The organism is Stenotrophomonas sp. ZAC14D2_NAIMI4_7, assembly GCF_003086675.1.
Lineage (GTDB): Bacteria > Pseudomonadota > Gammaproteobacteria > Xanthomonadales > Xanthomonadaceae > Stenotrophomonas.
The window spans coordinates 1,847,852-1,860,387 of the sequence record NZ_CP025995.1 but is presented as its reverse complement, the minus strand read 5'-3'; the positions used below and the strand labels follow the sequence as shown (position 1 = coordinate 1,860,387).

Below are 12,536 nucleotides of genomic sequence, written 5' to 3'. Positions count from 1 at the left end.
TTTTCCCCCGCAGGAACGCCCCGCATGAACTCGCGCAGCCCCCTTACCGTCGCCCTGATCCAGGAGCGCAACCACGGCGATGCCGCCGCCAATCTGGCGGTGATCGAAGCGCGTGTGGCCGAGGCGGCTGCGCAGGGCGCGAAACTGGTGCTGCTGCAGGAACTGCACAACGGCCCGTACTTCTGCCAGCACGAATCGGTGGACGAGTTCGACCTGGCCGAGCCGATTCCCGGCCCCAGCACCGAACGCCTGGGCGCGCTGGCCAGGAAGCATGGCGTGGTGCTGGTCGGCTCGCTGTTCGAGCGCCGCGCCGCCGGCCTGTACCACAACACCGCCGTGGTGTTCGAAAAGGACGGCACCCTGCTGGGCAAGTACCGCAAGATGCACATCCCCGATGACCCGGGCTTCTACGAGAAGTTCTACTTCACCCCGGGCGACATCGGCTTCAAGCCGATCGATACCTCGGTGGGCCGCCTGGGCGTGCTGGTGTGCTGGGACCAGTGGTACCCGGAAGCGGCACGCCTGATGGCGCTGGCCGGTGCCGAACTGCTGCTCTACCCCACCGCCATCGGCTGGGACCCGGACGATGTGCAGGATGAAAAGACCCGCCAGCGCGACGCTTGGGTGCTCAGCCACCGCGGCCATGCCGTGGCCAACGGCCTGCCCGTGCTCAGCTGCAACCGCGTGGGCCACGAAGCCTCGCCGCTGGGCGCGTCGGGCATCCAGTTCTGGGGCAACAGCCACGTGCTGGGCCCGCAGGGTGAATTCCTGGCCGAAGCCGGCACTGATGCCACCGTATTGGTGTGCGACGTGGACCTGCAGCGCAGCGAGCACGTGCGTCGCATCTGGCCGTTCCTGCGCGACCGTCGCATCGATGCGTACGGTGATCTGCTGAAGCGCTACATCGACTGATCCGGAGACCCGGCATGGCCGTCCTCATCCGTGATGCCGGCCCGGCCGACATCGCTGCGATCACCGCGATCTACGCGGTGGAAGTGACCGATTTCGTCAACACTTACGAGTACGACATTCCGGATGCGGTCGAGATGCTGCGCCGCATGCACGACATCATCGACCGCGGCTTCCCCTATCTGGTCGCCGAGATCGACGGCCAGGTGGCAGGCTATGCCTACGCCAACACCTATCGCACCCGCGTGGCCTACCAGTGGACCGTGGAAAACTCGGTCTATGTCGATGCCGCCTTCCAGGGCAAAGGCGTGGGTACGAACCTGCTGCAGGCGCTGATCGATGCCTGCACCGCGCGCGGTTACCGGCAGATGGTGGCGGTGATCGGCGAACCCACCAACACTGCCTCCATCAAGCTGCACGAACGCTTCGGCTTCCACCTGGTGGGCGTGTTCCAGGGCCTGGGCCGCAAGCACGGCCGCTGGCTGGACACCGTGCAGATGCAGCGCGCGCTCGGCGACGGCGCCGACACCGCCCCTTCCAATGAATGACCCCATGACTGAAACCCTTCCCGAAACCGGCGACGATCTGTTCGCCGGCCAGCCGGTGCGCGTTGTCGAGCGCGACGGCGTGCGCTACACCCTGCTGGGCACCGCCCACGTTTCCCACGCCAGCGTGGAGGCCGTGGAAAAGGCCATCGACAGCGGCCGCTTCGATGCGGTGGCCGTGGAACTGGACCCGCAGCGCCTGCAGGCCCTGAGCGATCCGGACACGCTGGCCAAGCTGGACCTGGTGGAAGTGATCCGCAAGGGCCGCGTGGCCCTGTTCGCCGCCAACCTGGCCTTGTCGGCCTACCAGCGCCGCCTGGCCGAGCAGCTGGGCATCGAACCCGGCGCCGAGCTGAAGCGTGCCGTGGACCTGGCGCGCGAGCGCAACCTACCGGTGCACCTGATCGACCGCGAGGTGGGCCTGACCTTCCGCCGCGCCTCGCAGCGGCTGGGCTTCTTCGGCAAGCTGAAGCTGGTGGCCGGGCTCGGCGCCGGTCTGTTCTCGTCCGAAGAAGTGGGCGAGAACGAGATCGAGAAGCTGAAGCAGGGCGACATGCTGGAATCGAGCTTCGGCGAGTTCGCCAGCGAAAGCCCGGCGCTGTACGAAACCATCATTGGCGAGCGCGACCGCTACATGGCCACCCGCCTGCGCGAGGAACACACCCCGCTGCAGCGCGAGGTGCTGGCCGTGGTCGGCGCCGGCCACCTGGCCGGCCTGGCGCGCTACCTGGAAACCGACAACGACGCACCGGCAGCGCTGCGTGCCGAGCTGGAAGCGGTGCCGAAGAAGCGCAACATTCCCTGGTTCACCCTGGCCATCCTGGCCATCGTGGTGACCGGCATTGGCGTGGGCTTCTACCGCGGCGGGCTGGGCGTGGGCACCGAACTGCTGGCGACCTGGGCGATGTACACCGGCGGCCTGGCGGGCCTGGGCTGCCTGCTGGCCGGCAGCCACCCGCTGAGCATCCTGACTGCCATCGTGGTGGCACCGTTCAAGCCGTTCCGCCTGAGCATTCCCACCGGCGCGTTCTCGGCGCTGGTGGAAGCGCGCCTGCGCAAGCCGGCGTACGAGGATTTCCTGAAGCTGCGCGACGATGCGCAGAGCCTGAAGGGCTGGTACCGCAACCGGGTGACCCGGGTGGTGCTGACCTTCATGCTGACCAACCTGGGCAGCATGCTGGGCCTGTGGCTGACCGCCGGCCGGATATGGGGCAAGGTGGCAGGCTGAAACCACGGCCTGCGCGGCAGGCATGCGTATCGAGGAGACGAATGAGCAATGGATGCATATGAAGCACTGATGCGCGATGGCTACGTGGTGGTGCGCCAGGCGATCGCGCCGGCGCTGGTGGAGGACATCAACCAGCGCATCGCGCGGTTCAAGCAGCGCAACGTGAAAGCGGTGACGCGCAACCTGGATGACCACCAGCGGCTGTACCGGATCGTCAACCTGCACCTGGTGGTGGATGCAATGACCGCGCTGCTGACCGACAACGCGGCCATCGATGTCTGCGACCGCTTCTTCGGTGAGCCCACCACGCTCTACACCAGCCTGTACTACGAGCGCGGATCGGAGCAGTCACTGCACCGCGACACGCCCGTGTTCTGCACTTCGCCGGGCGAGCGCTACATGGGTGTGTGGACGGCGCTGGACGCGGTGGACGACAGCAACGGTCCACTGCGCGTGGTGCCGGGCAGCCACCTGCTGCCGCCCATCGACCTGCAGGCACTGCGAAAGCAAGTGTTTGGTGACGGCCCGGTCAGCCCGATGGCCGGCGAAGGCTGGGCGGGCTACCAGGAAGCGGTGGCGCGCCAGTGCGAGGAAGCCGGGCTGCAGGCGCAGGCGGTGCATGTGCAGCCGGGCGATGTGATTGTCTGGCACCCGCAGCTGTTCCACGGCGGTGCGCCGCACCCTTCGGCTGGTACCCGCCGCAGCGTGGTGATGCACGTGACGCCCAAGTCGATGCCGGTGGGCCACATGGACGTGTTCTACGGCCAGACCGCGCTGCCGGAGAAAGCCCCGTGGCGCTACTACCGCCGTGGCCAGCGCGAGATCGCGCGGTTTGGCCATGTCGATTTCGGTCACGAATACACGCGCCGGACCTGGTTCCTGCGCAAGGCCTGATCGCCCCGGCAAAAAAAGGGGAGACCGCCCCACTACGACCGGTCTCCCCCCACCACTACACACGGTGTGGCCGCCATTGGCGGCAGTCGAGCAAGCTCGACGCTACGCAGCGGTGGCCGCGGTTTTGTCGAGGCCGCGGGCGCGGCGGATCAGGCGCACGGCGGCGTTGCGCAGGTCGTCCAGCAGGGCGTAGATCGTGGGCAGGAACAGCAGGCTGACCACGGTGGAGAACGCCAGGCCGCCGGCAATCGCGCGTGCCATCGGGGCGTACTCCGGGCCATCGCCGAACATCTGCGTGCTGGTCAGCGAGATCGGCACCATCGCCAGGATCGCCGTACCCATGGTCATCATGATCGGGCGCAGGCGCTCGCGTGAGCCTTCCACCAACGCCTGGGTACGGCCCATGCCGCCACGCCGCAGGTTGTTGATGTGCTCGATCATCACGATGCCGTTGTTCACCACCACGCCCATCAGCACCAGGATGCCGATGAAGGACATGATGCCGAACGAGGTGCCGGTGATCCAGAACAACCAGAACACGCCGAAGATCGAGAACAGCACGCCGCTCATGATCGCCGCCGGGAACAGCAGCGATTCGAACACCGCGGCCATCACCACGTAGATCATCACCAGCGCGATGAGCAGGTTGAACACCATCTGCTGCATGGCTTCATCGTCGTTGCCGTAGTCGCCGCCATCGAAGCTGTAGCCATAGCCGGCCGGGAAGTTCATCGGCTTGAGCACGGCTTCGATCGCCTTGCGGCCATCGGGTGCGGTGATCTTCTCGGCCAGGTTGGCCTTGATGGTGAGCGTGGTCTGGCGGTTGGTCCGGCCGATCTGGGTGGCCGACGAACCGACATCCACGCTGACCAGGCTCAACAGCGGCACGCTGCGGCCATCACCGGTGCGCACGCTGAAGCCGGCCAGGTCTTCCGGGCTGCTCTGCTCGGCACCGGCAAAACGCACCCAGACCGGCACTTCGTTGTCGCCACGGCGGAACTCGCGCATGGGTGCGCCACGCAGGGCCAGGCCGACGAAGCTGGCCACCTGTTCGGCATTGAAGCCGAACGCGGCGGCACGTTCGCGGTCGACGTGTACCTTCAGCTCGCCGCCCTTTTCGCCGTTGTCGATGCGCACGTCGCGCAGCTCGCTGCGCTGTGCCAGCAGCGGCAGCACTTCCTGGCCGATCTCCTGCAGCAGGGTGCTGGAATCGCCCACCAGCTGCACCTGCACGCCCTGGTTGCCACCGCCGCCGCCGTCGCCGCCCTGGTTGCCAACGAAATAGTCGGTGCGTGCGGACTTGGGCAGACCCTTGCGGATTTCCTCCTGCAGCGCCTTGATGTCCTTGGCGTGCTTCTCGTCCAGGGTGACGACGGTGGAGCTGCCTTCCTGTTCGCTGTACCAGGAATACACCTGCTGCACGTGCAGGCGCTCGCGGTTCTCTTCGATCCACGCTTCCACGCGGCCCACTTCCTCGGACATCTGCCGATAGGTATACGCGCCCTTCCACATGTAGCCGATGAAGATATCCTTGCCGCCTTCGCCGCCGAACATGTCCACCTTGGTCAGCTTCATCGGCACCAGGCTGACCAGCACCACCAGCACGATGCCCAGCAGGCTCCAGCCACGGTGGCGCAGCGACCAGTCCAGCAACTTCGCGTAACGGTGCTGCAGGCGCGCGATCACGCCGGTCTGCGAATGCACCAGCTTGGGCGTGGCCATGCGCGCGGACAGCATGGGAATCAGGCTGACGGCCACCAGCCATGAGGCCAGCAGCGAGACCGAGATGGTGATCGCGATCTGCGCCATGAAGATGCTGATGTTGTTGGTTTCACCAAACAGGTTGGGCACGAACACGATGCAGTGGCACAGGGTGCCGGCGCTGAGCGCGATGGCCACGTTGCGGGTGCCGATGATCGAGGCCAGCCGCGGCTGTCCCGGCATGCGTTCGCGTTCCTGGTAGATGCTTTCCACCACCACCACGGCGTTGTCCACCAGCATGCCCACCGCCAGCAGCAGGCCCATCATGGTCAGGATGTTCAGGGTGACCCCGGCGAAGTACATGAAGCCCAGGGTGATGGTGAAACAGATGGGAATGGCCAGGGTGACCATCAGCGTGGACGGCCAGTGGCGCAGGAAGAAGAACAGCACGGTGACCGACAGGATCAGACCGACCGCACCGGCTTCGGCCAGTTCCAGCAGCGAGGACGTGACCGCCTTGCCCTGGTTGTCGATGACCTTGATCTGCACATCGCGCATGGAATCCTGCGCGCGGATCGCTTCCACTTCGGCCAGCGCAGCGCGCGAGACTTCCACCAGGTTGGCGCTGCGCTCCTTGTAGATGTCCAGGCCCACCGCCGGGTTGCCGTCCAGCCGACGGCCGTAGTTCATGCGCGCCGGCTTCAGGCGCACATCGGCGATATCGCCCAGGCGCAGGCCGGTGGCATTGATCACCAGGTCGCGCATTTCCTGCAGGTCGGTGATCTCGCCCACTGGCTGCACGCGCACACGCTGGCCGTTGTCGTCGATCTGCCCGGCCGAGATCGAGAAGTTCAGCGTGCGCAGGCGCTCGCTCAATTCGTTGATGCTCAGGCCATGGGCGTTCAGCCGGTTCGGGTCGATGGCGATCTCGACCTCGTTCGGCGGCGCGCCGGTGATGTCCACGCGGGCCACGCCGGGAATGCGTTCGATGCGCCGCTTGAACTCGCGGTCCAGCATGTCATACGCGGTGGTCAGGTCGGTGGTGCTGGCCAGGCGCACCTTCAGCACCGGCTGGTCGCTGCTGGACCACTTGAACACGTTGTAGCGCTGCAGGTCGTCAGGCAGATCGCTGCGGATCGCATCGATGCGCTCGCGCGCATCGGAGGCCGCGATGGCGATGTCGCGGTCCCAATCGCTGAACTCGATGAAGATGGACGCCGCCTCGGCGGTGGCCGACGAGCGCATGCGCTTGATGCCGGTCATGGTGGCCAGTGACTCTTCCACCGGGCGGATGATGGTGCGCTCCACCTCTTCCGGCGTGGAGCCGGTATAGGGAATCTGCACGAACAGGAACGGCGCGGAGATGTCCGGCAGCGCTTCCAGCGGCAGCCGGAACGAGGCGATCAGGCCGACCACAACCAGCGACACGAAACACATGATGGTGGTGACCGGGCGACGGATGGAAAACTCGGCAACGCTCATGCCGGTTCCTCCGCGCCCGCCGCGCTGCCGGTGGCGCCGTGCAGGCCTTCACCGGCGTGCTTGCGGCCGCGTTCGCGGTAGTAGGCATCGCCGCGGCGGTCCATCAGGTCGTACACCACCGGAATGACCAGCAGGGTGAGCAGGGTGGACACCAGCAGGCCGCCGATCACGGTGATGGCCATCGGCGCACGCACCTCGGCGCCCTCGCCCATCGCCACCGCCAGCGGCAGGAAGCCGAACAAGGTGCACAAGGTGGTCATGATGATCGGCCGCAGGCGCGAGCGCGCCCCTTCCACCAGGGCTTCGTGCTTGGCCACGCCCGCTTCGCGCAGCTGGTTCACCTTGTCGATCAGGATGATCGCGTTCTTGGTGACCAGGCCGACCAGCAGGATCAGGCCGATGAACACCACCACCGAAATGGGTTTTCCGGTCAGCATCAGCGCCAGGATCGCCCCGACCAGCGCCAGCGGAATGGTGAACAGGATGACGAACGGGTGCAGCAGCGATTCGAACTGCGAGGCCATCACCAGGTAGACCAGGAAGATGGCCAGGCCGAAGGCGAAGATGAGCGAGGTGGCGGCCTGCGCCAGTTCTTCGCCCTGCCCGCCGATATGCAGGCCCACGCCGGCACCCAGCGGCTGTTCGGCCACCATCTGCTGCACTTCGCGCATGGCCGCGCCCAGATCGATGTCGCGCAGGTTGGCCGAGACCACCGCCACGCGGGTCTGGTCGGCGCGGTGGATCTCGCTGGGGCCGCTGGTCGCGATGACGTCGGCCACTGCATCCAGGGTGACCGGACGGGTGCTGCCCGGATTGACGATCAGCCGGCGGATGCTGTCCACGCTGGCGCGGTCGCCTTCCTGGGCACGCACCAGCACGTCGATCTTGCGGTCGCGGAAGCTGTAGCGCGTGGCCACGTCGCCGCGCACCTTCTTCACCACCACATCGGCGATCTGCCGCGTGGTCAGGCCCAGCGCACCGGCGCGTTCCTGGTCGAAGCGGATCTGGATTTCCGGGAAGCCTTCTTCCACGGTGGATTTGACGTCGGCGTAGTGCGCGTTGCCACGCAGCAGCGCGGCCAGGCGCTGGCCGGCTACTTCCAGGGTGGCCATGTCCTGCCCCCGCAGCTCGATTTCCAGCGGCGTGGAGAAACTGAACAAGGCCGGCCGCGCGAAGTCGACCTGTGCGCCCGGATGCTGGCCCATGCTGTCACGCAGGCGCTCGGTGATCTCCGCTTCGGTCTTCGCGTTGCCGCCGCCGGCCATGACCACGGTCAGCTTGCCGATGTTCTCACCGCTTTCGGTGGGGCTGGCATCCAGCCGGGTGCCACTGCCGCTGACGCCATACAGCGAGGCCACGCGCTGGCTCTGGCCATGGGCCAGCTGCAGTTCGCGCACCAGCGCATCGGTCTGCTTCAGCGGCGTGCCGGCGGGCAGCTTCACGGTCATTTCGAAGCGGTCCTGGGCCAGCTGCGGAATCAGGTCCGCGCCCAGCATCGGGACCATGGCCATGGTGGCCACGAAGGCCAGCCCGGCCAGACCCAGCACCTTGCCCGGGTGGGCCAGCGCATTGGGCAGCAGGCGCAGATAACCGCGCTCGGCGCCGGCATAGGGCTTCATGGCGATATCGCTGGCCTTGCGCATGACCGGGCCAACCACGGCCACGATGCCGCGCCACACGCGCACCACCAGCCAGGCCAGGGCGAAGAAGCTCCAGCGCACGCTGGCCACGAACCCACGACGACCCAGCGCCACCGGCTTCTGCCAGCGGCTGTCCGGCCGCCACGCGTCGGCGCCGGGTTCTTCCGGGAACGCCAGCGGCGGGCGGCCCTTCAGCGAACTGAGCATCGGGATCAGGGTCATCGACACCAGCAGCGAAATGGCAATGGCGATGGCCACCGTCAGCGCCTGGTCGCGGAACAGCTGGCCGGCAATGCCATCGACGAACACCAGCGGCAGGAACACGGCGATGGTGGTCAGGGTCGAGGCCACCACCGCCATGCTCACTTCACGGGTGCCGACGATGGCCGCCTGCAGGATGCCCAGGCCACGTTCGCGCGCCTTGGCGATGCTTTCCAGCACCACGATCGAGTCGTCCACCACCAGGCCGGTGGCCAGGGCCAGACCGCCCAGCGACATCACGTTCAGGCTCAGGCCAAGCTGGCCCATGAAGAAGAACGTGGCGATGATCGACACCGGCAGCGACAGGCTGATGACGAAGGTGGACCAGCCATCGCGCAGGAACAGGAAGATGATGAGGATGGCCAGCAGGCCACCGATCACCGCGTCCTTTTTGACATCGGCAATGGCGTGTTCGATGAAGCGCGACTGGTCCTCGATGGTGGTCAGTTCGGCGTCGGACGGGAAGGTGCTCTTGATCTGTTCCAGGCGCGTGCGCAGGGCCTGCGCGGTGGCAACGGTATTCGCATCGCCTTCCTTGTAGATGGCCAGCTCCACCGATTCCTTGCCGCCCAGGCGGATGATCGCTTCGCGTTCCTTGTAGCCCTGGCGCACGGTGGCCACGTCCTTCAGGCGCACCGGCACACCGTTGGCGACCACGCTGGAGCTGCCCGAAGAGGCACTCTGCGCGGCCGACGCAGCGGCAACGGCGGCCGCCGAACCAGTGGAAGCGGCAATGGTGAACATCTGCTGCAGGGCCGAATCGGCCGCACTGCCGTTGGACGACTGGGTGGTGACCAGCAGGTTGCGGATCTCTTCCAGATCGGCGAACTGGTTGACGGTACGCACCAGGAAGCGCTGCGAGCCCTCCTCCAGGCGGCCGCCGGAGATGTTGATGTTCTCTTCCTTCAGCCGCTTGATGACGGTATCGATGGGCAGGTTGAGCTGGGCCAGCTTCTGCTGGTCGATGTCCACCTGGATCTCATCCTCAAGACCGCCACCCACCTTCACCGCAGCCACGCCGGTCACCGGTTCCAGCTTCTTCTTCAGGTCTTCGTCGGCATAGCGGCGCAGGCCGGTCAGTTCGCGGATCGCATCTTCATCGCTGGCCGGCGCGGCCTTGGTCGACAGCACCAGGCGCATGATCGGCTCGGTGGACGGATTGAAGCGCAGCAGCACCGGGGCTTTTGCCTCCAGCGGCAGGTTCAGCGCTTCCATCTTGTCGCGCACTTCCAGGCTGGCCTGGTCCATGTTGGTGCCCCAGGCGAACTCGAGCACCACATCGCTCTGCCCGGTGCGCGAGACCGACTTCAGCTTGCGCAGGTTCTTGACCACGCCCACCGCTTCTTCCACCGGCTGGCTGATCAGACTTTCGATTTCGGTCGGTGCCGCGCCGGTGTATTCGGTGCGCACGGTGAGCGTGGGATAGCTCAGGTCCGGCAGCAGGTTCACCTTCAGGTTGCCCAGCGCGATCAGGCCGAACAGCAGCAGGGTGACCGTGCACATGGCGATGGTGACGCGGCGGCGGGTGGCGAATTCCACCAGGCCGCCGCGCATGCCGGAGGCGGCGCCGTCGCTCGCCGGCGAGGCACCGTGGTCGTGGCCCGGGGCGGTCATTGCTGGCTCCCGGCCTTGTCTGCGGGCTTGGCCGCGGCCACCGTGGCCGGCTTGGCCTTGGCCTTGGCGTTGGGATCGGCGATGACCTGCACCGCAGTACCGTCGCGCAGCGCCACCTTGCCGGCCGTGACCACCTGGTCACCGGCGGCCAGGCCTTCGCGGATCTCCACCCACGGGCCTTCGGCATAGCCCAGCTTCACCGGCACGCGGGACACCTTGCCGGCGCGCACGCGGAACACTGCCGGTTCGCCATCGTCCAGCAGCGACAGGCGCGGCACCACCAGTGCGTCGGCGCGCTGGTCGTAGTCGATGCGGATGCGGCCGAACATGCCCGGCTGCAGGGCGTGCGCGGCGCCATCGAAGGCACTGACCACGCGGAAGGTGCCGCTGCCCGAATCGACCACCGGTGCGATGCGGTCCACCGTGCCGGTGAAGCTCTGCCCCGGCAGCGCGTCGGCCGACAGCGTGACCGGCTGTCCCGCGCGCAGCGTGGCCAGCTCGCGCTCAGGCACGTTCAGCGTGGCCTCCAGCCGCGAGTTGTCGACGATGCGGAAGATGGGCGTGTTGATCTGTACGAAGTTGCCGGTCTTGATCGAGCGCGAAGCGATGACGCCGGAGATCGGCGCCACCACCGTGGTGTAGGACAGTTCCAGCGTGGCCAGGCGGTACTGCGCACGCATGTTTTCCAGGTCGTAGCGCAGCTGGTCCACGTCGGCGGCGCTGATCATCTGCTGGCCCACCAGCTTCTGCGCGCGCTGGTAGTTGTTTTCCAGCTTGCGCAGCTGCGCTTCGCTCTGCGCCACGGCCAGGCGGGCGCGATCCGGGTCCAGGCGCACCAGGGGTTGTCCGGCGGAAACCCGCTGGCCCTCTTCCACCAGCACCGCCAGCGCAACGCCGGAGGTCTTGGCCACCACCTGCGATTCGGCGCGCGGTTCCAGCGCGGCCGTGCCGGTGTAGCTGGCGGCCACGGCGCGATGGCTGGCCACGGCCACTTCCACCGGTACCGATTCGACCTTTTTCTCGTCCTTGGTTTCGGCCTTGGCCTCGGCGTTGGGCCCCGCGGCGCAACCGCTCAGCAGCAGGGTGGTGGTGAGCAGCAGCGCGGCAGCACAGGTTGCGCTGCGGCGGCCCGGCAGCAAGATGGAGTACGACATCGTCAGGTCCCTGGAAGATGCGTGGACGGGGGTGTGGGCAGGTGTGCTACCAAAGTAATGCACCACTTCACGGCCACACCATATCCCAAAGGTCATGGTGCCTTCACGCCGCTGGTCGGACCGCCCCCATTTCAGCTAGATGAAACCTGAGGCTATACTCGGGACCGTTCCGTACCCCACGCCGGAACGACCAGACCCGAACCCCGGAAACGACATCATGCGCCCGCAGCCGCTCGCCGCTTGTCTCGCTCTGGCCGTCCTCCTGCCCCTTGGGGCCGCCGCACAGCCCGCTCCTGCTTCTGCACCTGCCACACCGGCCCCGGCACCTGCCGCCACGCCGGCGCCTGCCGCGCCCAGCGGCAACTTCGACAATGGCCGGGTGCTGGCCTACACCTGCCAGGGGTGCCATGGCATCACCGGCTACAAGAACGCCTACCCCAGTTACCGGGTGCCCAAGATCGGTGGCCAGAGCCAGCAGTACCTGACCCAGGCCCTGACCGAGTACCGCCAGGGCAAGCGCCGGCATCCGACGATGCAGGCGCAGTCGATGAGCTTCAGCGAACAGGAGATCGCCGATCTCGCTGTTTACCTGTCCACCGTCAAGTAAGGCCCGCCCATGTCGAAAGCCGCGCATCCCGTGCGTCACGCCATCGCCCTGTCCGTCGCCCTGCTGCTGGCCGCCTGTTCGCAGTCGCAGGTGGAAAACAGCGAAAAATCCGCCGCCGACCCTGGCCATGCCAGTGGCGAGCACGGCTCTTCATCGTCGGCCGGCCTGCCGGCCGGGCGCGAAGCCGCCGGCGAAGCCCGCGCCAAGGTAAAGGGCAAGGCCACCAACCAGAGCTGCATCGATTGCCATGGTGCCGACGGCAACGCGCCGATCGACCCGACCTACCCCAAGCTGGGCGGCCAGTACGGCGATTACCTGGCGCATGCACTGCAGGCCTACCGCGCCGGCGACCGCGAACATGCGCTGATGACGCCGCAGGCCAAAGACCTGAGCGACCAGGACATTGCGGATCTGGCGGCATACTTCGGCAGCCGGCCGAGCCAGCTGCGGGACCTGCACGGGGTGAAATGACCCGCGGACCGTTGATTGGTAGGTGCGGAC

At 66.9% G+C, this 12,536-nt stretch carries 8 protein-coding genes and 1 pseudogene; 6 read left to right on the top strand and 3 right to left on the bottom strand.

Annotated features, from left to right (window positions below; all coding sequences use genetic code 11):
* Window positions 1–24 precede the first annotated feature (24 nt).
* Genes C1922_RS08685 through C1922_RS08670 form a run of 4 tightly spaced genes read left to right on the top strand, consistent with a single transcriptional unit; the run spans window position 25 to window position 3,576 of the window.
* Window positions 25–912, top strand: a complete 888-nt coding sequence (locus C1922_RS08685; RefSeq protein ID WP_108749385.1) for a carbon-nitrogen hydrolase — start codon at window positions 25–27, stop codon at window positions 910–912.
* A 14-nt stretch (window positions 913–926) separates the two neighbouring features.
* Complete coding sequence (locus C1922_RS08680; protein WP_108749384.1) at window positions 927–1,457, top strand: GNAT family N-acetyltransferase; 531 nt, start codon at window positions 927–929, stop codon at window positions 1,455–1,457.
* Window positions 1,450–2,682, top strand: coding sequence for a TraB/GumN family protein (locus C1922_RS08675; protein WP_108749383.1), 1,233 nt, complete (start codon window positions 1,450–1,452; stop codon window positions 2,680–2,682). The genes C1922_RS08680 and C1922_RS08675 overlap by 8 nt, the downstream gene beginning before the upstream one ends.
* 48 nt (window positions 2,683–2,730) lie before the next feature.
* Complete coding sequence (locus tag C1922_RS08670; RefSeq protein ID WP_108749382.1) at window positions 2,731–3,576, top strand: phytanoyl-CoA dioxygenase family protein; 846 nt, start codon at window positions 2,731–2,733, stop codon at window positions 3,574–3,576.
* Window positions 3,577–3,678: 102 nt separating this feature from the next.
* Here the strand turns inward: C1922_RS08670 and C1922_RS08665 are convergent, their stop codons facing one another.
* From C1922_RS08665 to C1922_RS08655, 3 genes and pseudogenes are all read right to left on the bottom strand, one after another.
* On the bottom strand, window positions 3,679–6,759 hold the full coding sequence (locus C1922_RS08665; protein WP_108749381.1) for an efflux RND transporter permease subunit: 3,081 nt from the start codon (window positions 6,757–6,759) through the stop codon (window positions 3,679–3,681).
* Window positions 6,756–10,208, bottom strand: a pseudogene (locus C1922_RS08660) (efflux RND transporter permease subunit); the annotation flags it as partial. The gene C1922_RS08665 and the pseudogene C1922_RS08660, both read right to left, overlap by 4 nt.
* Window positions 10,209–10,270: 62 nt before the next feature.
* Window positions 10,271–11,428, bottom strand: coding sequence for an efflux RND transporter periplasmic adaptor subunit (locus C1922_RS08655; RefSeq protein WP_199912240.1), 1,158 nt, complete (start codon window positions 11,426–11,428; stop codon window positions 10,271–10,273).
* Window positions 11,429–11,645: 217 nt separating this feature from the next.
* Between C1922_RS08655 and C1922_RS08650 the strand changes: the two genes are divergently transcribed.
* Together C1922_RS08650 and C1922_RS08645 are read left to right on the top strand one after the other, a co-directional pair.
* Window positions 11,646–12,035, top strand: coding sequence for a c-type cytochrome (locus C1922_RS08650; protein ID WP_108749380.1), 390 nt, complete (start codon window positions 11,646–11,648; stop codon window positions 12,033–12,035).
* Between the two features lie 9 nt (window positions 12,036–12,044).
* Window positions 12,045–12,506, top strand: coding sequence for a cytochrome c (locus C1922_RS08645; protein WP_108749379.1), 462 nt, complete (start codon window positions 12,045–12,047; stop codon window positions 12,504–12,506).
* Window positions 12,507–12,536: the final 30 nt, after the last annotated feature.